Origin of the sequence: Jhaorihella thermophila (assembly GCF_900108275.1) — a bacterium.
GTDB lineage: Bacteria > Pseudomonadota > Alphaproteobacteria > Rhodobacterales > Rhodobacteraceae > Jhaorihella > Jhaorihella thermophila.
Window position 1 is genome coordinate 537,941 of the sequence record NZ_FNVD01000001.1, and the last position, 20,595, is coordinate 558,535.

A 20,595-nucleotide genomic window follows, 5' to 3' on the forward strand; every position below is an offset into this window, starting at 1 on the left:
CTTGTCGCGCTTTGTTTCCGCAGGGGATACGGCGGCGACCCTATTCGGCCGCCTTGTCGACCCCCTCGCCGCCCGTTTCCAGAACCATGAGCAGCTCCTCGCGCCGTTTCGCCGCCTTTTCGGCATTTTCCTTCTTCACCGGGCCGAAGCCGCGGATCGACAGCGGCAGTTCGGCCAGCGCAACGGCTGCATCCATGGTTTCCGGCTTGACCAGGTCCAGCATCCGGCGGACATCCCTTTCGTATTGCCGGATCAGACCGCGCTCCATCCGACGCTCCGCCGAATAGCCGAAGATGTCCAGCGGCGTGCCGCGCAGCCGCTTCATCCGCGCCAGCAGGCGGAACAGACGCAGCGACCATTCGCCGAATTCGCGTTTCTTCGGCCGGCCTTCGGGATCCTTGCCCGACAGGATCGGCGGGGCGAGGTGGAAGGTCATGCGGAAATCGCCGTCGAACTCGGCCCGTGCCTTGTCGCGGCTGTCCAGCAAAAGCCGCGCGACCTCGTATTCGTCCTTGTAGGCCAGAACCTTGTGATAGCCCTTGGCCACGGCCTCGCGCAGGCGTTCGTCCTCGATCCCATCCACCAGCTTGCGATAGCGTTTCGCCAGCCGCTTGCCCTGATAGGCGGTCAGATGCTCGGTACGGAAGGCGATCTTCTCTTCCAGGGATTTCGGCAGTTCGATCACCTTGGGCCTGAGGATCGCGGCGGCCTCCTGCGGGTGCAATACCGCCCAGCGGCCGATCTCGAAGGCGCGCTTGTTGGCTTCGACCGCCGCGCCGTTCAGCTCGATCGCCTGCATGATCGCGTCATGGCTCAGCGGCACCAGACCGCGCTGCCAGGCCGCGCCGAACACCATCATGTTGGAAAAGATCGAATCCCCCAGCGTCGCCCGGGCCAGTTCCGAGGCGTCGAACAGGTCCAGCCGGTCCTTGAGCCGCGCCTGAAGCGCCAGTTCCAGCCGGTCCACCGGCAGGTGGAATTCGGTGTCGCGGGTGAAGTCGCCGGTGATGATCTCGTGGCTGTTGACCACCGCGCCCGTCTTGCCGGTGCGCATCAGCCCGATGGTCGAGGCCCCGGCGCTGACCACCAAGTCGCCGCCGATCACCGCGTCGGCCTCGCCCGTGGCGACGCGGATCGCGTTGATGTCGGCGGGGTCGTTGGCAAGGCGGCAGTGGATGTGCACCGCCCCGCCCTTTTGCGCGAGCCCGGCCATCTCCATCATGCCCGCGCCCTTGCCGTCGATCTGAGCCGCTTGCGCCATCACCGCGCCGATGGTCACGACGCCAGTGCCGCCGACGCCGGTGATGACCACGTTCCAGGTGCCCTCGATCTGCGGCAGACGGGGCTGCGGCAGGTGCGGCAGGTCCAGATCGACCGTCACCTCCTTGCGCAGTTTCGCCCCTTCGAGCGTCACGAAGGACGGGCAGAAGCCCTTGAGGCAGGAATAGTCCTTGTTGCAGGACGACTGGTCGATCGCCCGCTTGCGGCCGAGTTCGGTTTCCACCGGCACGATCGACACGCAGTTCGACTGCACCCCGCAATCGCCGCAGCCCTCGCAGACATCCGGGTTGATGAACACACGCCTGTCCGGGTCCGGGAAGGTGCCGCGCTTGCGCCGGCGGCGTTTCTCGGCGGCGCAGGTCTGGACATAGATGATGGCCGACACGCCCTCGTATTTTTCAAAGGCGCGCTCCACGTTCAGCAGGTTGTCGCGGGTGTGAAACTCGACATCCCCTGGATAGAGCTTGGGATCCTGCGGCTCCTTTTCGTCATGGACCACCGCGACATGCCGCACGCCCATCGCCCGCAGTTCGGCGGCGATGCGCTGCGGGGTCAGCCCGCCCTCGTTCGGCTGGCCGCCGGTCATGGCCACCGCATCGTTGTAGAGGATCTTGTAGGTGATGTTGGTGCCGGCGGCCAACGCGGCCCGGATCGCCTGCACGCCGGAATGGTTGTAGGTGCCGTCGCCGAGGTTCTGGAACACATGGCGGCGTTTCGAAAACGGCGCCTCGCCGATCCAGTTCGCGCCCTCGCCGCCCATATGGGTGAAACCCAGCGTGTTGCGGTCCATCCACTGCACCATGAAGTGACAGCCGATCCCGGCATAGGCGCGCGCGCCTTCGGGCAACTTGGTGCCCGTATTGTGCGGACAGCCCGAGCAGAAATAGGGCAGCCGGGTCGCGATGTTTTCCGCATTGTCGTTGCGGCGCACCTCTTCCAGCGCGGCGAGGCCTGCGCGGATGCCGTCGGTGTCGCGACCCTCCTCGATCAGGATCTCGCCCAGCTTCTCGGCAATCATAACCGGATCCAGCGCCCAGCGGGTCGGGAACAGCTCTTCGCGGTGCATGGACCCGGCCCCGCCCTTGTACCAGCCATATACCCGCCGGCCGCGGCGGTCGTCAAAGATCGCCTCCTTGACCTGCACCTCGATCAGCTTGCGCTTTTCCTCGACGATCACGATCAGGTCGAGCCCCTCGGCCCAGTCGTGGAACCCCTTCATGTCCAAGGGCCAGGTCTGGCCCACCTTGTAGGTGGTGATCCCCAGACGTTCGGCCTCGGCCGCGTCGATATGCAGAAGCTCCAGCGCGTGTTGCAGATCCAGCCAGTTCTTGCCGGCGGCCACCAGCCCGATCTTTGCCCCCGGCTTGCCCCAGACGCGGCGGTCGATGCGGTTGGCGTGGGAAAACGCCTCGGCCGCGAACCGTTTGTAATCGATGATCCGCGCCTCTTGCGCAATGCGGTCGTCGATCAGGCGGATGTTCAGCCCGCCTTCGGGCATGTCGAATTCGGGTCGGACCAGCTGCATCCGGTCGGGCCGGCCATCGACGACCGAGGTCACCTCGATCGTGTCCTTCATGGTCTTGAGCCCGACCCAGAGCCCGGAAAACCGGCTGAGCGCGAAACCGTAGATGCCGTAGTCCAGGATCTCCTGCACGCCGGCGGGGTTCACGATCGGCACATAGGCGTCGATCAGCGCCCATTCCGACTGGTGCAGCACCGTCGAGGATTCGCCGGTATGGTCGTCGCCCATCGCGATCAGCACCCCGCCATTGGGCGAGGTGCCGGCCATGTTGGCGTGGCGGAAGGCGTCGCCGGTGCGGTCCACGCCCGGCCCCTTGCCGTACCACAGGCCAAAGACCCCGTCATAGAGCCCTTCGCCGCGCAGCTCGGCCTGCTGGCTGCCCCACAGCGCCGTGGCGGCGAGATCCTCGTTCAGCCCGTATTGAAAGGTGATGTCGCTTTCGGCCAGATACTTGGCCGCACGGGTCATCTGCATGTCCACCGCACCCAGCGGCGAGCCGCGATAGCCCGTCACCAGCCCGGCAGTGTTTAGACCGGCGGCCTTGTCGCGGGCCTTCTGCATCAGCATCAGCCGCACCAGCGCCTGCGTCCCGTTCAGCAGAACGGGGCTTTTCGACAGGTCGAACCGGTCGGTCAAGGAAATCTTCTGAGTGGTCATGTGTCGCCTCCCAACGGCACAGATGTTCGCGCTCCCTGTCTTGATATTAGGTCATAAATCCTGACCTGCATAGGGGGATTCTGGTATTTCGGGATCGCACCCGATCGTTTCGGCTTAAAAAGCACCAAACTTTCATATAGGGCGGAAAGCGGGAAACGAAAGTTGCGGACATGGACTGGGACAAGCTCAGGATTTTTCACGCGGTGGCCGATGCCGGCAGCCTGACTCACGCGGGGGACAAGCTGAACCTGTCGCAATCCGCGGTCAGCCGGCAGATTCGCGCGCTCGAGGAAAGCCTCGGGACCACGCTGTTCCACCGCCACGCGCGGGGGCTGATTCTGACCGAACAGGGCGAATTGCTATTCGATGCCACCACGGCGATGGCCAAGCGGCTCGAGGCGGCCGAGGCGCGGATCAAGGACAGCGAGGAAGAGGTGTTCGGCCACCTGCGCGTCACCACCACGCTGGCCTTTGGAACGCTGTGGCTGGCACCGCGGCTTTCGGCGCTTTACGATAAATATCCCGACCTCAAGATCGACTTGAAGCTGGAAGAGCGCGTGCTCGACCTGCCCATGCGCGAGGCCGACGTGGCCATCCGCATGAAGGAACCCAGCCAGGCAGACCTGATCCGCAAGCGGCTGATGACCGTGCGGCTGCGTGCCTATGCCTCGCGCGACTATCTGGAGCGAGCAGGAACGCCCGAGGCGCTGTCGGATCTGTCGCATCACCGCCTGATCAGCCAGAGCCCGGATTCGTCGCAAGTGTCGGCCGGGGCGCGCATGATCCAGCAGCTTCTTCAGCACGAGCCGCAATCGACGCTGACGGTCAACAACTATTTCGGCGTGCTTCAGGGGGTTCTCAACGATCTCGGTATCGGCGTCCTGCCCGACTATCTGACCGAGGAATTCCCCGATCTGGTGCGGGTGCTGCCCGAGTTCGAGTCCGCCGAAGTGCCGGTTTTCCTCGCCTACCCCGAGGAACTGCGCCATTCGCGTCGCATCGCGGCATTTCGCGATTTCGTGCAGGACGAGGTCATCGCCCACCGCAAGCATCTGAAACAGCTTGGAAAACTCTGAGCCATGCAAGAGACGCATGGCGGCTTTGCCGCACCTGCGACATAAAAGACCTTGCGCGGTCGGCATGTGCCACCTAAATGAGCACTCGAAGGCGATGGCGCCTGATTGCGCATCATCTTCATACCTCCCTGTTGGACTTTGGCCGGGCTTGGTTCCCGGCCTTTTTTTTGCCCGCGGACGTGATCTCGGCTCTGTTTGCGGCTCTGGAGCACCCGGCAATCGCCTGCGGGCCGCTCACGCAGCGTCTGCGATCAAGCAAGTTTATTTTGTTTTGGCTCCGTAAACTGGCTTAACTGCCGTGGACCGTTTGAGTTCAATTCCGCGAAGGCCCGACCAACCAAATGATTTTTCGTCTGCTCGTCGTTTGTGTCCTTTCCATCGCCGCGCTGCTGCCAGCCTCCTCCGACGCTCAGGAGAGTTCGGGGGCGGCAGAGATGTCTTTGCTAGAACAACTGCCTGAACCTCTGACTCAGGAGGCGATCCACGAAATGGTCGCCCGCATGTCCGACGACGAGGTGCGCGCCCTTCTGCTGGCGCGGCTGGATGCGGTTGCGCAAGGAAACGCCGGCCCGGCCGCCGAGCGCAAGCCACTGCCGATCCGGATCCGGGACACGGCGCTGGCGATGGGGGCATCGTGGTGGGATGCCATTGCCAGACTTCCGAACCTCATTTCAGCGGAAAGTCGGGCAGTCGCAAACTTCGCCGAGAGATTCGGGCCTGCCGGGCTGGCGCAGCTTTTCGCCTACATCCTGGGCGCGCTGGCGGTGGCGCTGGCGGTGGAATGGCTCTCCGTGCGGCTGCTCGGGCGGTTTCGCAGGATCGAAACGGGCACCGAAACGCAGGACCTGTGGGGCGCGGTGCGCTATCTGGTTCGCCGCTTCATGCACGAACTCGTCGGGCTCATCGCCTTCTATGTGGTGTTGCGAATCTTCGGCGCGCTGCTGTTCAGCGAACAGCAGCTGGCCTTTGCCGGCCCCTTCGTGATCTATCTGATCTGGATTCCGCGCCTGGGGGCGGCGCTGTCACGGCTGGTGCTGGCACCCAATCGTTCGGATCTGCGGCTGATCAACGTCAACGACCGCTGGGCGCGCTATCTGCACCGCAACCTGATCGGGTTGTTCCTGCTGGGTGGCTTCACCATCTTCCTTCTGCATTTCAACGCCTCCAACGGCGTTCCGAACGCCGAGGTCCGGATCGGGTTCTGGCTGAATACGGCGGTGCATCTCTATATCATCCTGATTGCCTGGACCGCGCGCGAAGGGCTGACGGACATGATGCGCGGCACCGACCCGGACCGGACCGAGTTCGACGAGACGGTGGCGCGTCTCTATCCGAAATTCGCGATCGCGGTGTCGGTCGTGATGTGGCTGGTGGTCGAAGCGATCGTGGCCGCCGGATCGCCGGAAATGGTTTCGCTGGTCATGCAGGGGGCCAGCTATGTCACGATGTTCTGGCTGCTGATGGCGCCGGCGCTGAACACGCTGATCCGGGGGCTGGTGCGGCATCTGGTGCCACCGATGGCGGGCGAAGGCAAGCTGGCCGAAGAGGCCCATCGCGCCACCAAGCGCGGCTACATCCGCATCGGGCGGATGCTGGCGGCGGTGTTCGTGATCCTGATGGTGGCCAAGGAATGGGACGTTTCGCTGATCGACTTTGCCGGCACGGGTGAATCCATTGGCTCCAAGTTTGTCGTGGCGCTGTTGATCCTTGCGGCGGCCTATGTCGCCAACGAAGTCGTGTCGCTGTGGATCAACCGAAAGCTGGCCCGCGAGCAGACCGCCGCCGAGGTGCCGGATGTGGACAGCGGCGGCGAAGGCGGCGGGGCCGGCGGGTCGCGGCTGGCGACAGTCTTGCCGCTCTTGCGGGTATCCGCCTCGGTCACGATCGCGGTTCTGGCCATTCTGCTGGCATTGGGCGAGGTCGGCATCAACATCACTCCGCTTCTGGCCGGCGCCGGCGTCGTCGGTCTGGCCGTCGGCTTTGGCGCGCAGAAGCTGGTCAGCGACATCGTCGGCGGCATCTTCTTCCTGATCGACGACGCCTTCCGCATCGGCGAATAAGTCGATGTCGGCGGCACCACCGGCACGGTGGAGAAGATTTCGATCCGGTCGATGCAACTGCGCCACCATCGCGGGCCGGTGCACACCATCCCCTATGGCGAGATCCAGAAGCTGACCAACTACAGCCGCGACTGGGTGATCATGAAGCTCAAGTTCACCGTGCCCTTCGACACCGATCCCAACAAGGTCAAGAAGATCTTCAAGAAGATCGGCGCCGAAATGATGCAGGATCCGCTCTACAAGGACGATTTCATCGAGCCGTTCAAGAGCCAAGGCGTGTTCGACATCGACGACGTGGGCATGGTGATCCGCGGCAAGTTCATGGCCAAGCCCGGCACCCAGTTCACCATCCGCAAGGAGATCTACAACCGCGTCAAGAAGGCCTTTGCCGAAAACGGCATCGAATTCGCCCGGCGCGAGGTGCGTGTGGCGATTCCGGGCCTGGATCAGGCCGAACACCTGTCCGAGCAGGAAAAGGAGGCGATCGCCGCGGCCGCGGCCGGGACGGTCCAACAGCAGACAGAGCCGGACCAGGGCGGCGAGAAGAAATAGCCTGGAGAAATCGCATCCGCCCGCCCCCGTCCCCTGCCGGGCGCGGCCGCGGGCTTCATTCGGCGCTGGTGTCGTCCGACATGTCGATCAGCGCGCCGTTGAACTCGGCCCCCAGGATCAGGATCGCGGATATCAGATACAGAAAGATCAGCGCCGCCATCGCCCCGGCCAGCCCCGCATAGGTGGCCGAATAGCTGCCGAAGGCGGCGACATACCAGGAAAAGGCCCGGCCCGCCGCCATCCAGCCCAGAATGGTCAACGCCACCCCCGGCAGGATCTGGCGCAGCGAATGACGCCGGGCCGGCAGCCAGTAATGGGCGGCCAGAACCATGATTACCGGCATCGCGTCGATCACGATCACGCCGAACCCGCCGCGCGCCAGCCAGTCGAGCGCGCTCCAATCCAGCTGCTCGACCGCCAGCCGGGTATAGAGCGACCCCGCCACAGCCAGGGCGCCTGCGGCAAGCACGGCGACCGCCCCCAGCAGGACGAAGGCCAGGCACAGCGCGCGGGTCTTCAAATAGGGCCGCGTGTCGATGTCGTGATAGGCGCGCGTCATCGCCTCGCGCACCGCGTCCACCCCGTTTGAGGCAAAGAACAGCGTGAGCAGCCCGCCCACGGTCATCAGGCTGGTATTGTCCGCCGCCAGAACCCTGCGAAGCTCGGCCACGATCGGCGCCTGGATCGCATCGGGCCAGGCGCCAAAGATCAGCTCGGCCGTTTCATTCAGCGCCTCGCGGTCCTCGACATAGGTCACGATGTCAAAGTGGCCGGACAGGAACCCGCCGAGCGCGACCACGAACAGGATGAACGGAAACAGCGCCAGCATGATCGACATGGCGACATGGCTGCTCAGCACCCAGCCGCCCTTGGCGTTGAACCGGCGCAACGCCTCGACCGCCGCGCGCAGCGGCCGCGCGACCAGTCGCGGAAGGCGAGGATCCCGGTCGATCACTGCGGTTCTCCGGCGGACTGGATGCTTTCGGCCAGCGTAGTCCAGATCGTGACGAACAGACCGGCAAGGACCGGCCCCAGGATCATGCCGGACGCCCCGAACATCGCCAGCCCGCCCAGCGTGCTGACCAGGATGATGATGTCATGCAGCCGGGCATCCCGCCCCACCAGGACGGGACGCAGCAGGTTGTCGATGGTCGATACCACCGCCGCCGCCCAGACGGCCACGCCCACGGCCGCCGCATAGTCGCCCTTGGCGCCCAGGTAGATCGCGCCCCCGAACAGGACGAAGGGCGCCCCCAGCGCCGGCAGAACGGCAAAGACCATCATCACCACCGCCCAGAAGGCCGACCCCGGCACGCCGGCGGCCCAGAAGGCCGCCCCGCCGAGCGCCCCCTGGATGATCGCGATCAGCAGCGTACCCTTGATCGTGGCACGGCTGATCGACATGATCCGGTCGTTCAGCGTTTCCTGGGTCTCCGGTGCCAGCCCGGTAAAGCGCAACAGCTGCAGCAGGATGGGCGTGTCCATCTGCAGAAAGAAGAACAGCGAATAGAAGAATACGAAGAGCTTGAGGAAAAAGGTCGCCGCGCCCAGCGTCATCGAGGAAAGCGACGAGACAAAGAACGCGGCCATCGCCTGGATCAGATCGCCCAGCTTGTTCAGAACCCGCGGCCAGAGATCTTCGACCCTGCCCTTCCATGGCAGCCAGTCGGGCACCATCCTGTCCCAGTCGGTTTCGTTGAACCGGATCGCCAGCTGCCCCACGCCGCGCGCCATCGAATCCGCCTGTGACACGGCGACGGCAATCAGTCCGATCAGCGGCAGGATCACCAGCAGCAGCATCAGCACCAGTGAGATCCCGGACGCCACCGACCTGCGCCCGCCCAGCCGGTCGGCCAGCCTTGCGTTCATCGGATGCACCATCGCGCCGGTGATGGCCGCCAGCACCAGCGGCTCCAGCAGCCCCCGCGTCATGTTGAACACCACGACCGAAATCAGAACCGTCGCCGCAAGCAGCGCGGTCCATCGCAACGATTCGGCGCTGAAGGGCTGGGCGGGTTTCATGCTGGCTCTGACCAATCGTCACATGGCGGGACAACCACGACAAGAACGTTGCACGACAAGCGTTTACGATGCAACATCTCACATGGCGAAAGACGCGCCGCAACGGCGCCGTCATCCCTTGCAGCGAAACTGGAGCAAAAAGATGAGCGACCTCGACGACTGGCTGGAAACCCTGAAACAGATGCGGGACGAGGCACGGCTTCAACTGCACCTCGGCACAAAGGAAGCCCAGGAAGAATGGGAAGAACTGATGAAGGAGTGGGTCAAGTTCGCCCGCGAGGCGCAACTGGAGAAATCCGCCGAGGAAGTCGGCGAAGCCGCCCGCGAACTGGGGCTGCGGCTCAAGGCCGCCTTTGACCGGATGCGCAAACGCGAGGGCTGAGCTCCGCGGGTCGGCGCACCTTTTGGCGCATCTGAAAACGGAGGCACGGGTCGATGGTGACCAAGGCCGAACTCGAGGCGGAACTGGCCGAACTGAAACGCGAACTGGCCGAGCGCGAGGCCCAAGAGGCCTCTGCCCGGCAGGATGCGCCGCAAGAGCGGACAGAGCAGACCGAAACCGACGAGAAAATCGCGGCGGCCTCGGTCGATCAGATGCGCGAGTCCCTGACGGAGGCGCTGAAGTCGCATGGCGTGGACCCGGCGGATCTCGACCTTGACGGTCTGTGGAAACAGCTATCCGACGACATCGCCGACCTTGCCCGCCAGCGCCCCGCGCTGACCGCGGTCACGGCCTTCACGCTGGGCTTTATCCTGGGGCGTGTGTCGAAATGAGCGCAAGGAACAATCGCATGACGCGCATCAGCCGCAACATCCACATTCTTTTGCGCACGGAACGCATGATCGCCCGGCGCCAGACGGACATGGCCCTGCGTCAGGCCGGGCTTTACGCCTTTGCCGGTCTGGTGGCGCTGATCGGGCTGGTCATGCTGAACGTGGCGGCGTTTCATGCGCTGCAGGAGCGGACCACCCCGCAGATGGCCGCGCTGACCGTTGCGGCGGGGAATTTCGTGCTGGCTCTGATCGTGATCTATGTTGCCGGTCGGACGAAGCCGGGCAAGGAACTGGAGCCGGTGATCGAGTTGCGCGACCTGGCCATGTCCGAAATAGAAGCGGACGTGGAAAACGCGATCACCGAGGCGCGCGAGTTGTCGGAGAATGTTCGTCGAATTGCGCGCGACCCGCTGGGATCTGCGCTGCCGGCCATGCTGGCGCGACTGCTGCCGATCCTGCTCGGCAGCCGCAAGAAGTGATCTTGAATTGCCTATTTCAGCGGGAGACCATCCGATGTTTTATCGAATCTTTACAGTATATTGCGCGGCGGTTTTCATGTTTGCGACGGCAGCCTGGTCCGATCCCTTGCCGTCTTGGTCGGACGGACCGGCGAAGGAGCGGATCGTTTCGTTCATCGAAACCGTTACCGACCCGGATGCGGAGCAGTTCGTGCCCGCCGCCGAGCGTATCGCGGTCTTTGACAATGACGGCACGCTCTGGGCCGAACAGCCGATCTATTTCCAGCTGATCTTTGCCTTGGACGAGGTCGCCCGCCGCGCCAAGGACGATCCCTCGGTCCTGACCTCGGACGCACTCAGGGCCTCTGCGAAGGGCGACCTGAAGGGGGTCATGGCCGGCGGCAAGGCGGGACTGGCCGAAATTCTGAAGGTTTCCCATTCCGGAATCGACGTGGACACATTTCAGGCCCATGTGAACGACTGGCTTGCCTCGGCCCGTCACCCGTCCAAGGGCATGGCCTATGAGCGTATGACCTATCAGCCGATGGTGGAACTCTTGCGCTATCTCCGCGACGATGGCTTCAGCACCTGGATCGTCTCGGGCGGCGGGCTTCATTTCATACGCGCCTTTGCCGACCGCGCCTATGGCATCCCGCCGCAGCAGGTGATCGGCTCCTCGGTGGTGACGTCCTATCAGGTCACCGAGAATGGCCCGAAGATAATGGCCCGAAGATCATGAAAGAAGGCGAGCTGTTCTTTTACGACGACAAGGAAGGCAAGCCGCTTGCGATCGACCGCCATATCGGGATGCGCCCGATCATCGCGGTGGGCAATTCCGACGGCGACTTTCAGATGCTGGAATACACCACCGCCGGGGACGGCCCACGGCTGGGCGTCTATATCCATCACACGGACGCCGATCACGAATGGGCCTATGACCGCGAAGGCCATATCGGAGTGCTGAACCGCGGGCTGGACGAGGCCGAACAGCGCGGCTGGCTGGTCGTGGATATGGCGCGCGACTGGAAACGGGTATTCACGGGCGCGGCCGACTAGAGAGGCAAGGTGACGCAATTCTGGATCGAGGTCAGTTCGGCGGCCGTATTCGCGCTTTATGCGTTGGCCGCCGCCTGCGCGATCCGCGCCGCCAACACTGCCCGGACGCCGCAGGGGGCGGTGGGCTGGGTTGTCTTTCTGATCTCGATGCCGATCCTCGGCATTCCGCTCTACCTGATCCTCGGCCATCACCGGTTCAAGGGCTATCGCCTGTCCCGGCTGGAATCGCAGCGCGTGGTCGAGGGGATCAAGACATTTTCCGCCGACCACAGGGCCGACCCGCAAGGTTGGGACGTCGCCTTGGAGCCGTTCGAGACACTGGCCGGCATGCCCGCCGTGCGCGGCAATGCGGCCGATCTGCTGATCGACGGCCAACAGACCTTCGACGCGATTTTCCAGGCGATCGACCAGGCGCAGAACTACATCCTCGTCCAGTTCTACATCGTCCATGACGACCAGCTGGGCCGCGCCTTTCAGAACCGGCTCATCGCCGCCGCCCGGCGCGGGGTCAAGGTCTGGTTCTTCACCGACGCGATCGGCAGCTACAAGCTGCCGACCGCCTATTGCGACAAGCTGCGCGAGGCCGGCATCCGCGTCAGCGACCGCGACAGCCAGCGCGGGCCCAAGTTCCGCTTTCAGATCAACTATCGCAACCACCGCAAGACGGTGATCGTGGACGGGCGCGCGGGTTTCATCGGCGGGCACAATGTTGGCGACGAATACATGGGGCGGGATCCGGCCTTCGGGCCGTGGCGCGACACCCATATCCGGATGCGCGGCCCCGTGGTGCAGGAATTGCAGCTCATCTTTGCCGAAGACTGGCACTTTGCGACTGACGAACTGATCCTGGACGAACTGGTCTGGACGCCCGAACACGCCGCCGAAGACATGACCGCGCTGATCGTCGCCACCGGCCCCGGCGACAGGACCGAAACCGGCAGCCTTATGTTCTTTTCCGCGATCGTCGCCGCGCGGCGCCGAGTCTGGATCGCCTCGCCCTATTTCGTCCCCGACATCGACATCATGGCCGCATTGAAACATGCGGCGATGCGGGGGGTGGACGTGCGGATCCTGGTGCCGGACGCGATCGACCACCGGATCCCATGGCTGGCCGCCTTTGCCTATTTCGACGAAATCATCGAGGCCGGGGTGAAGGTGCATCGCTATGCGCAGGGCTTCATGCACCAGAAGGTGTTCGTGGTGGATGACGAACTGGCCGCGGTGGGCACCACGAACCTGGACAACCGGTCCTTCCGGCTGAATTTCGAGGCGATGGCGCTGTTCTTCGACCCCCGCGCGGCCGCGGCGGTGGATGAGATGCTGCAGGCCGATTTCGAACGCAGTTTCCTGCTGACGCGGAAGATCCACGAACAGCCCTGGCGGATCCGCTATGGCGCGCCGATCGCGCGGCTTTTTGCGCCGATCCTGTGACCGCTCAGTCCTGCCCGAACATGCCCGCCTGCAGCAGCCGCGACATGACCGCGATCAGAAAGGCCGAACTGATGCCGAAACCCAGCACCCCGGCCACCCCGGCGAACGTGCCGAACACCCGCAGTCCCGGCCCCAGTGTCAGGTCGCCATAGCCGACGGTCGTATAGGTCACCAGCGAAAAATAGATTGCTTCGTTCCAGTCCGACACGGCCCCGTAACGGGTCCAGATCGTGGACCAAATCAGGACTTGGATCGTGTGGGCAAGAACGATGAAGAACAGCGCCAGAATCATCATCCAGCCGATCTGCAGCGTCGTCGGCGGTGTACTCAGGCGCCGTCCGGCGCGGCTCAGGACCGTGCTGGCCCAGACCAGAAAGCCGGTTTCGAGCATCAGGCACAGCCCCATGAAGACACTGCCCCAGATGATCTGCTCTCCCAGTGCCATGGCGGCTCCTTCCGTGCGCCTTTCGCCTCAGTCGTCGATATGCAGATAGACGCGGCGGTTCTCGCGGCCCTTCTTCTCGATCTTGCCCAACCGGATGCGGCCGATTTCGCCGGTGCGGGCGACATGGGTGCCGCCGCAGGGTTGCAGATCCACCTGATCGTCACCCGTGCCGATGCGGATCAGGCGCACCCGCCCTGCCCCGCGCGGCGGCTGCACCGACATGGTCTTGACCAGCCCAGGATTGGCGTCCAGTTCGGCATCGGTGATCCAGTCCTCGGTCACCGGCAGATCCCGGTCGATCAGCTCCTGCAGACGGGCCTGCAACGTCTCCTTGTCCCCAGGCGCCTCGGGCATGTTGAAGTCGAGCCGCCCCTTGCCCGCGCCCACCTGCCCGCCGGTCACCTGCAGAGGGATCACCACCGACAACAGATGCAGAGCGGTGTGCATCCGCATATGCGCGTACCGGCGGTCCCAGTCGAGTTCCTGCACCACCTCGGTGCCCAGCGGCGGCAGGACGGCGCCCTCGTCCGGCACCAGAACCGGCGCGCCGTCCTCGCCCTTGACGGTGGTGGCCACCACCAATTCGCCGCCATCCCATGCCAGCCGCCCGCTGTCTCCGGGCTGGCCGCCACCGGTGGGATAGAACAGCGCGCGGTCCAGCACCACGCCGCCGCGGTCGGTCAGCGCCACGACGCGGGCCGCGGCGCTGCGGGCGCAGGGGTCTGTCCGAAAGATCGGATCAACGGTCACTGTCGGCATCCATGTCGTTCAGGTCAGGAGGTGTCGGCGCGGCACTTGCCGTCCGGGTGTCAGGGCGCGACGGCGCCGTTGGCGGGGCCGGTGCAGGATCCGGTTCGGGCGCGGTTCCATCCAGCGCACGCGCCAGCGCCTCGGGATTGCGCAACCAGATGTCGCGCTGCGAGAACGGAATCTCGATCCCTTCCTCGCGGAAGCGGCGTTCGATCTCGTAGTTCAGATCGGATTTCACCGACAGCACCCAGTTCACGTCGCGCAGGATGGCGCGGATCTCGAAGTCGAGCGAATCCGCGCCGAAGCCCTGGAACACCACCATCGGTGCGGGATTGGCCAGCACCATCGGATGCGCATTGGCGATCTCCAGAAGGATTTTCTCGACCTTGCGCGTGTCCGAGCCATAGGCCACCCCCACCGGCACGATCGCCCGCCCGACCGTGTTGCCGCGTGTGTAGTTGGTCACCGTCCCGGTGATGAAATCCGAATTCGGCACGATCACGTCGGTGCGGTCGAAGGTCTCGATCCGGGTGGAGCGCACCGATATGTCGCGCACATAGCCCATCAGCCCGTTCACCTCGATCCAGTCGCCGATGGCGAAGGGGCGTTCGATCAGCAGGATGATGCCGCTGACGAAGTTGGACACGATGGTCTGCAGGCCAAAGCCGATCCCCACCGACAGCGCCCCGGCCACCAGCGCGATGGAGGACAGGTCGATCCCGGCGGTGGAAATCGCCACCATCGCGGCGATGAAGATCCCGACATAGCCGGTGCCCGCCACCACCGCGTTCTGCCCGCCCGGGTCCAGACCGGTCTTGGGAAGAAGCGACGTGCGCAGGCCGCTCTGGACCAGGCGGGTGAGAACATAGCCGATCGCAAAGACCAGGACGTATCCCAGGAACGCGGTGGGGGAAATCCGCGTGTCGCCGATCTGGAACCCGGCCAGGAACTTTGCCCAGATCTCGGACAGATCGGCGATCCGCGCCCCCCAGATCAGCGCCAGCACCGGCACCGCCCCCAGCGCGATCAGGCCGCCCGCCAGCACCGCAAACAGCGAATCCCGCGCCTCGCACCCCTTGCCCGACAGCCAGCCATAAAGATCGGTCAGGAACCGCTGGAGGATGACGCCCACCGAAAACAGCGTGAGCGTGAGCACGGCCGGGTAGATCAGGGCCTCGGCGGCGACGGTATAGCCGATGGCTGCGAGTAACGGCGCCGTCATGCCCAGCAGCCGCACGATACGGCGTACCAAGCGGATCAGACCGGTGCGCTCGGAAGGCTCGCGCTCTTTCGGTTCCTCGCTCCGGGTCAGACGGTTGATGTGATAGAGCACCAGCGCGGTCAGCACGATGCCCGGAAAGGCAATCACCGCGCGGGTGGCCTCCGACAGCGTTTCGATCTGCGCCAGAAGCCCGACCACGCCCTGCAGCACCAGCAGCCAGGACGCTGCGGTGACGTCGCGGCGCAGCTTGTCCTGCATCTGCGGTGACAGGAAAACAATCGCATCGGCGTGGCGGGCATCGAACAGCCGTTCGTTCAGCCATGCATAGAACAACAGGATCGCGGCCCAGACCGGCACCGCATCCAGCACCAGCGATCCGCGAAAGCCCAGCGACCCGGACAGACGAACCGCGTTGACGATCGCGACGACGCCGGCGAACTGCAACGCCAGTACCGCGACGGACACGAGGAAATTCCACACCCCGGTTCCCCGGCCGCCGAACTGGCGCATGTAGTCGCCGAACTGGTGCGACCAGGCCCGCGCGCGGAACAGAAGCAGCAGACCCAGCGCGATCAGCCCGGCGATGAAGGGCGCGTTTTCCGTCCGTTGTTCCCGCGCCGACGGCGCCGAGATCTGCGCCTGGGTTTCGGCCGCAAGCCCACGGAAGACCTCGGCCGTCTCGGCCAGCGCCTCGCCCCAATGCGCGGGATTGAGCGGCGACGGCCCCCGGTGCAGCAGTTCCGATTTCTGACGATCGCGAATGATCCGGTCGATCTCGGCGATCAGCCCGTTGGCGCGGCTATAGGCCTGTTCGGCCACGATGCCCGGCACGCGCGCCTGCGTCAATTGCCGGTTCAACTCCTCGCGCAGACGGGCGATTTCTTCAGGTTCGGTCTGGCCGTCCTCGGGCGGCGGGCCCAGCGCGGCGATCTGCTCCTCAAGCGTCCTGATGCGCGCGGCGTTGGAATTGCGCAGCTTCTGAAAGGTCTCGCGATAGCGGACAAGATCCTTGCGCAACTCCTCCAGCGCCGCATTGGAGGCGCGCCGGGCCGCGATCACCTCGTCGGCGCGCGCCGCCGTAGCCTGCCATTTCTCGAAATAGGCGGATTGTTCGTCGGTGAACTGCGCCCACGCGAAAGAAACCGACAGGATCAGCGCCGCAAGCGCGACCGCGATCCAGTGCAACGCCGGATTGCGTTTCACCGTCATACGTCCTCGAACACGCCCGGAATGCTGGCCGGCGCGCGGTCCATCCAGTCGGGCACCGGCAGGTTCTTCGATTTCAGGAACACCGGGTTGAACAGCTTGGACTGATAGCGCGTGCCATAGTCGGCCAGCACCGTGACAATGGTGTGCCCCGGCCCCATCTCGCGCGCCATGCGCACAGCGCCGGCGACGTTGATCGCGGTCGAGCCGCCCATCACCAGCCCTTCCTCGTGCAGCAGGTCAAAGACATAAGGCAGCGCCTCTTCGTCCGGGATCTGATAGGCCATGTCGGGGCGGAACCCTTCGAGGTTCTTCGTGATCCGCCCCTGCCCGATGCCCTCGGTGATCGAGCTGCCCTCGGCCTTCAGCTCGCCGGTTGTGTAATAGCTGTAAAGCGCCGCGCCCATCGGGTCGGCCAGACCGATCTTGACCCCCTTGGGCTGCAACGCCATCGCCACGCCCGCAAGCGTCCCGCCCGAGCCCACGGCGCAGATGAAACCGTCCACCTTGCCGCCGGTCTGTTCCCAGATCTCGGGGCCGGTGGTTTCCACATGCGCCTGCCGGTTGGCCACGTTGTCGAACTGGTTGGCCCAGATCGCGCCGTTGGGTTCGGTTTCGTTCAGCTTCGCCGCCAGCCGTTCGGAATAGCGGACAAAGTTGTTGGGGTTGCGATAGGGCGCGGCGGGCACCTGCACCAGCTCGGCGCCCGCGAGCCGCAGCATGTCCTTCTTTTCCTCGCTCTGCGTCTCGGGGATCACGATCACCGTCTTGAACCCCATCGACGCGCCCACCAGCGCCAGCCCGATGCCGGTATTGCCCGCGGTGCCCTCGACGATGGTGCCGCCGGGGCGCAAGGTGCCACGGGCGATCGCGTCGCGGATGATATAAAGCGCCGCCCGGTCCTTGACCGACTGGCCGGGGTTCATGAACTCGGCCTTGCCGAAGATTTCGCAGCCGGTTTCCTCGCTGGCCTTGCGAAGCCGGATCAGCGGCGTGTATCCGATCGCGTCGGCCAGATCGCGTGCAATGCGCATGGGCTCACTCCCCGGTTTCGAAACTGGTGACAAACGGTGTAGCCCCGCCGCGTGCTGACCTCAAGCGCCCTTGCGCAGCCGGTCGCGGTGACGGCCCAGCCACAGCGCGGTGGCCAGAAGCGGCATGTCGCGCACCGCGCCCCGGTCCACCATTTCCATCAGCGCGTCGAAGGAAAACCGCCGCGGCAGGATGTCCTCGCCTTCCGCATCCAGCCCGCCCGTGCCCTGGCCCGCGCCGGCAAGGTCGGCAATGCCGACATAGAGATGCAGGAATTCCCCCGAAGACCCCGTGCTGGCGAAGGATTTTCCAACGCGCTCCAGCCGGTCGAGCGTGACGCCCGCCTCTTCCACCGCCTCGCGGCGGGCGGTTTCTTCGGGGGTCTCGCCCGGATCGACCAGCCCCGCGACCGGTTCCCACACCCAGGGCGCGGGGTCGCCGGCCAGAAACACCGGGGCGCGAAACTGCTGGATCAGCAGAACCCGGTCCAGCCGCGGATCATAGGGCAGCACCACCGCCGCATCCCCGACCATCTGGGCGGACCGTTCGATAGGCGCGCTCATCGTGCCGTCGAACCGGCGAAACCGCAGGCGAGCCTCCTCGATGCCGAAAAAGTTGAGATGGGCGCGCTTGTGGTCGAGGATCTCGACGTCGCGCGCCACGTCATGGGTTCCGTCTTCGGGGCGGCTCTGCGCCTGCACCCAGCACCACGCCCTGCGCCGGATCTGGGGAAAGCGGCGGGCGATCTTCTGCGGACTCAGCCGGCCGTAAAAGGCCATGACTTCCTCGGCCGCGCGGCGGCTGGTCGGTCCCCAGCGGCGCTCCCATTCCTCCAGCGACCAGTCCGGGCCCGGGCGATCCTGGCCTTCGGGCGGACAGAACATCTCGGCCTGCACCGGCCCGGCCTCGGTTTCCACGGTAACCGGCCGCAGCGCATAGCCGAACCCGCCCTCGTAAAAGACCAGCCGGTCGATATCCGCCTCCGTCAGCCCCCGCGCCAACAGCCCCTCGGCGGTCGCGCCGCTGCGACGGACGATGGTGGGATAAGACGCGCCTTCGACCCAATGCACGGCGTGATCGGCCAACCGTGCCGGACAGGTTTTCACCTGCTCGGCCTTGCGGCCTAGGATGATTTCCAGAAGCGGCAGAGAGCGCAGCGTCCCGAAAAAGAACAGGTTTCGCAATAAATTGGCCTTTTCAATATGTTACCGCCAGTTTCTGGCGGCGATCTCGGTGATGATTCCGGCCAGGACCGCCCCGACCAGCAGGGTGATTAGCACATTCGGCACCAGAATCATCAACCCGTATTCGGCGGCGATGCGGAAGATGTCGGCCAGCGCCTCGAACGGCCCGCCATAGCGGTGGCGCGTGGCGAGGCTGAACATCTGTTTGACCGAGGGAACGAAGGTGGCCCAGAATACCGCGACCAGCACACCGGTCACCCCGTTGTTGACCGCCGCCGTCATGCCGTTTCCGGCGCGCTTGCCCATCACGAACCAGCCCACGACCAGCCCGATGATCACGTTGGTCCGCGTGAAATTCCCGAAATAGGTCCCCTCGGGGAACAGCGCCTTGACCTGCGGCGTCACGATCACCGCCAGCATCGCAAGGCACAGCGCCGCCACGAGATTGGCGGCACTGGGCATCAGTTGCGACACGCGCGGCATGGGGCTCGATTTCCGAAAAATGCTTCGACCTCTGACGGCAGGCTAGGCTGGCAAACCCCACCGCGCAAGCGCGCGGCGCGGACCGACCGGCAGGAACCCGCCGGTCGTGTCCCTTGGGTACCGGGTCAGAGCACGCGGTCAAGCGCCTCGATCAGTTGCGTGACCTCTGCCTGGCTGGTGTAATGGACAAAGCTCAGCCGCAGCACGCCCTTGTCCGGATCCACCCCCATCGCCTGCAGCAGCCGCACCGCGTAGAAGTCGCCGCCCCCGGCCATGATCCCGTGTTCGGCCAGCTCGGCCGCCACCGGCTCGGCGGCGCGGCCGGCCAGTTCCAGTGCCACGGTGGGGGCGCGGTTCGCGGCCTCGGCCGTCCCGATCAGACGCACGCCGGGGCGGTCCTTCAGAAAATCGAGAAGCGGCTGCAACAGGTTGATTTCATGGGCCCGCATCAGATCGTGGACGAAGGCCGCGCAGTCTTCGCCGCCGCCCCCCGGCCCGCCGTGATGGGCGCTCAGCGCCTGCACATAATCCGCCATGCCCGCACAGGCCGCCACCTGCGCGTGATCGGGACCCGCCGGCGTGAACCGCTTGCAGAGCACGCCCCCGTTGAAGAAATGCGCCTGGTTGGGCAGCATTTCGCCCAGGGCCCGCCGGATCACCATGATCCCCTGATGCGGCCCGTAGGTCTTGTAGGACGAGAACAGGTAGACATCCGGCCCCATCTGCCCCACATCCGGAAACCCGTGCGGAGCATAGGACACGCCGTCCACGCAGACGAAGGCCCCGGCCGCGTGGGCCATCGCGGTGATTTCGACCACCGGGTTGATCTCGCCCACCACGTTTGAACAGTGCGGAAAACAGACCAGCCGCACCTTTTCGTCCAGCAGCGGCTCGAGCCGTTCGGGGTCCAGATGCCCGGTTTCGGGGTCGATCTGCCACTCCCGGATCTCGATCCCCGCCTCTGCCAGACGCCGCCACGGACCGGAATTGGCCTCGTGATCCTGGTTGGTGACGACGATCGCCTCGCCCGGGCTCATCCACTGGCGAAAAGCCTGCGCCAGAACATAGGTGTTCTGCGACGTGGACGGGCCGAAACTCAGCTCGTCGGTCGCCACTCCCAAAAGCGCGGCCATGCGGCGGCGCGCCTCGTCCATCTCCTCGCCACCCAGCCGGCTGGCCTCGAAGGGACCAAAGGGCTGCACCTTGCGCGTTCGGTAAAACCGGTCAAGCCGGTTCAGAACCTGTCGACAAGTATATGATCCCCCGGCATTTTCAAAAAAGGCCTGCCCCTGCAGAGAGGCCTCGGAAAAGGCGGGGAACTGGCTTCGAACGAAATCGATATCAAGCTGGGTCACGCGTGGCGCTCCTTGAGTCTCACCTTTGG

At 65.0% G+C, this 20,595-nt stretch carries 17 protein-coding genes and 2 pseudogenes; 9 read left to right on the forward strand and 10 right to left on the reverse strand.

Annotation, left to right across the window (positions count from 1 at the left end):
• Positions 1 to 40: 40 nt before the first annotated feature.
• The gene (locus C4S70_RS02585; protein ID WP_104006516.1) at positions 41 to 3,460 is read right to left on the reverse strand and encodes an indolepyruvate ferredoxin oxidoreductase family protein; all 3,420 of its coding nucleotides are present in this window, start codon (positions 3,458 to 3,460) and stop codon (positions 41 to 43) included.
• A gap of 170 nt (positions 3,461 to 3,630) precedes the next feature.
• Here C4S70_RS02585 and C4S70_RS02590 point away from each other — a divergent pair, with 170 nt between their 5' ends.
• From C4S70_RS02590 to C4S70_RS19370, 4 genes and pseudogenes are all read left to right on the forward strand, one after another.
• A complete protein-coding gene (locus C4S70_RS02590) occupies positions 3,631 to 4,536 on the forward strand; it encodes a LysR family transcriptional regulator (protein ID WP_104006517.1) in 906 nt (301 codons plus the stop codon).
• A gap of 434 nt (positions 4,537 to 4,970) precedes the next feature.
• The gene (locus C4S70_RS19360) at positions 4,971 to 6,596 is read left to right on the forward strand and encodes a mechanosensitive ion channel family protein (protein WP_327314603.1); all 1,626 of its coding nucleotides are present in this window, start codon (positions 4,971 to 4,973) and stop codon (positions 6,594 to 6,596) included.
• A gap of 12 nt (positions 6,597 to 6,608) precedes the next feature.
• Positions 6,609 to 6,713: pseudogene (locus C4S70_RS19365) on the forward strand (mechanosensitive ion channel domain-containing protein); the annotation flags it as partial.
• Between the two features lie 18 nt (positions 6,714 to 6,731).
• Positions 6,732 to 7,148 carry a hypothetical protein gene (locus C4S70_RS19370; protein ID WP_380218900.1) on the forward strand — a complete coding sequence of 139 codons (417 nt, stop codon included), beginning with the start codon at positions 6,732 to 6,734 and terminating at the stop codon, positions 7,146 to 7,148.
• A 55-nt stretch (positions 7,149 to 7,203) separates the two neighbouring features.
• Here the strand turns inward: C4S70_RS19370 and C4S70_RS02600 are convergent, their stop codons facing one another.
• The gene (locus tag C4S70_RS02600; protein WP_327314605.1) at positions 7,204 to 8,103 is read right to left on the reverse strand and encodes a YihY/virulence factor BrkB family protein; all 900 of its coding nucleotides are present in this window, start codon (positions 8,101 to 8,103) and stop codon (positions 7,204 to 7,206) included.
• Positions 8,100 to 9,170 (reverse strand): AI-2E family transporter, encoded by a 1,071-nt coding sequence (locus C4S70_RS02605; protein WP_104006518.1) that lies wholly within the window; start codon positions 9,168 to 9,170, stop codon positions 8,100 to 8,102. Before C4S70_RS02605 ends, C4S70_RS02600 begins: the two co-directional genes overlap by 4 nt.
• A gap of 142 nt (positions 9,171 to 9,312) precedes the next feature.
• Between C4S70_RS02605 and C4S70_RS02610 the strand changes: the two genes are divergently transcribed.
• From C4S70_RS02610 to cls, 5 genes and pseudogenes are all read left to right on the forward strand, one after another.
• Entirely contained in the window at positions 9,313 to 9,552 is a 240-nt protein-coding gene (locus tag C4S70_RS02610) for a hypothetical protein (RefSeq protein WP_146064167.1), read from the forward strand.
• Between the two features lie 53 nt (positions 9,553 to 9,605).
• On the forward strand, positions 9,606 to 9,944 hold the full coding sequence (locus C4S70_RS02615; protein ID WP_104006520.1) for a hypothetical protein: 339 nt from the start codon (positions 9,606 to 9,608) through the stop codon (positions 9,942 to 9,944).
• A gap of 17 nt (positions 9,945 to 9,961) precedes the next feature.
• A complete protein-coding gene (locus C4S70_RS02620) occupies positions 9,962 to 10,423 on the forward strand; it encodes a phage holin family protein (protein WP_104006521.1) in 462 nt (153 codons plus the stop codon).
• Between the two features lie 76 nt (positions 10,424 to 10,499).
• Positions 10,500 to 11,458: pseudogene (locus C4S70_RS02625) on the forward strand (HAD family hydrolase).
• Between the two features lie 9 nt (positions 11,459 to 11,467).
• Positions 11,468 to 12,889, forward strand: coding sequence for a cardiolipin synthase (gene cls, locus C4S70_RS02630; protein ID WP_235003653.1), 1,422 nt, complete (start codon positions 11,468 to 11,470; stop codon positions 12,887 to 12,889).
• Between the two features lie 4 nt (positions 12,890 to 12,893).
• Here cls and C4S70_RS02635 read toward each other — a convergent pair whose 3' ends face one another.
• From C4S70_RS02635 to C4S70_RS02665, 7 genes are all read right to left on the reverse strand, one after another.
• Positions 12,894 to 13,334: an ion channel gene (locus C4S70_RS02635; protein WP_104006522.1), complete on the reverse strand. Its 441-nt coding sequence runs from the start codon at positions 13,332 to 13,334 to the stop codon at positions 12,894 to 12,896.
• 27 nt (positions 13,335 to 13,361) lie between these two features.
• Positions 13,362 to 14,093 (reverse strand): alanyl-tRNA editing protein, encoded by a 732-nt coding sequence (locus tag C4S70_RS02640; protein WP_104006523.1) that lies wholly within the window; start codon positions 14,091 to 14,093, stop codon positions 13,362 to 13,364.
• Positions 14,074 to 16,509 carry a DUF3772 domain-containing protein gene (locus C4S70_RS02645; protein ID WP_235003654.1) on the reverse strand — a complete coding sequence of 812 codons (2,436 nt, stop codon included), beginning with the start codon at positions 16,507 to 16,509 and terminating at the stop codon, positions 14,074 to 14,076. The genes C4S70_RS02640 and C4S70_RS02645 overlap by 20 nt, the downstream gene beginning before the upstream one ends.
• Positions 16,510 to 16,511: 2 nt before the next feature.
• Positions 16,512 to 17,546, reverse strand: a complete 1,035-nt coding sequence (locus C4S70_RS02650) for a cysteine synthase A (RefSeq protein ID WP_104006525.1) — start codon at positions 17,544 to 17,546, stop codon at positions 16,512 to 16,514.
• A gap of 60 nt (positions 17,547 to 17,606) precedes the next feature.
• Positions 17,607 to 18,728, reverse strand: coding sequence for an NUDIX domain-containing protein (locus C4S70_RS02655; protein WP_104006526.1), 1,122 nt, complete (start codon positions 18,726 to 18,728; stop codon positions 17,607 to 17,609).
• 21 nt (positions 18,729 to 18,749) lie between these two features.
• Positions 18,750 to 19,211, reverse strand: coding sequence for a TrgA family protein (locus tag C4S70_RS02660; RefSeq protein ID WP_235003655.1), 462 nt, complete (start codon positions 19,209 to 19,211; stop codon positions 18,750 to 18,752).
• 125 nt (positions 19,212 to 19,336) lie between these two features.
• Positions 19,337 to 20,566 carry an aminotransferase class V-fold PLP-dependent enzyme gene (locus C4S70_RS02665; RefSeq protein ID WP_104006527.1) on the reverse strand — a complete coding sequence of 410 codons (1,230 nt, stop codon included), beginning with the start codon at positions 20,564 to 20,566 and terminating at the stop codon, positions 19,337 to 19,339.
• Between the last annotated feature and the right edge of the window lie 29 nt (positions 20,567 to 20,595).

Bases quoted from the DNA above. Each gene is read 5' to 3' on its own strand.
- C4S70_RS02585 (WP_104006516.1), bottom strand. From the start codon at position 3,460: ATGACCACTCAGAAGATTTCCTTGACCGACCGGTTCGACCTGTCGAAA.
- C4S70_RS02590 (WP_104006517.1), top strand. From the start codon at position 3,631: ATGGACTGGGACAAGCTCAGGATTTTTCACGCGGTGGCCGATGCCGGC.
- C4S70_RS19360 (WP_327314603.1), top strand. From the start codon at position 4,971: ATGTCTTTGCTAGAACAACTGCCTGAACCTCTGACTCAGGAGGCGATC.
- C4S70_RS02605 (WP_104006518.1), bottom strand. From the start codon at position 9,170: ATGAAACCCGCCCAGCCCTTCAGCGCCGAATCGTTGCGATGGACCGCG.
- C4S70_RS02610 (WP_146064167.1), top strand. From the start codon at position 9,313: ATGAGCGACCTCGACGACTGGCTGGAAACCCTGAAACAGATGCGGGAC.
- C4S70_RS02615 (WP_104006520.1), top strand. From the start codon at position 9,606: ATGGTGACCAAGGCCGAACTCGAGGCGGAACTGGCCGAACTGAAACGC.
- C4S70_RS02620 (WP_104006521.1), top strand. From the start codon at position 9,962: ATGACGCGCATCAGCCGCAACATCCACATTCTTTTGCGCACGGAACGC.
- C4S70_RS02635 (WP_104006522.1), bottom strand. From the start codon at position 13,334: ATGGCACTGGGAGAGCAGATCATCTGGGGCAGTGTCTTCATGGGGCTG.
- C4S70_RS02640 (WP_104006523.1), bottom strand. From the start codon at position 14,093: ATGCCGACAGTGACCGTTGATCCGATCTTTCGGACAGACCCCTGCGCC.
- C4S70_RS02650 (WP_104006525.1), bottom strand. From the start codon at position 17,546: ATGCGCATTGCACGCGATCTGGCCGACGCGATCGGATACACGCCGCTG.
- C4S70_RS02660 (WP_235003655.1), bottom strand. From the start codon at position 19,211: ATGCCGCGCGTGTCGCAACTGATGCCCAGTGCCGCCAATCTCGTGGCG.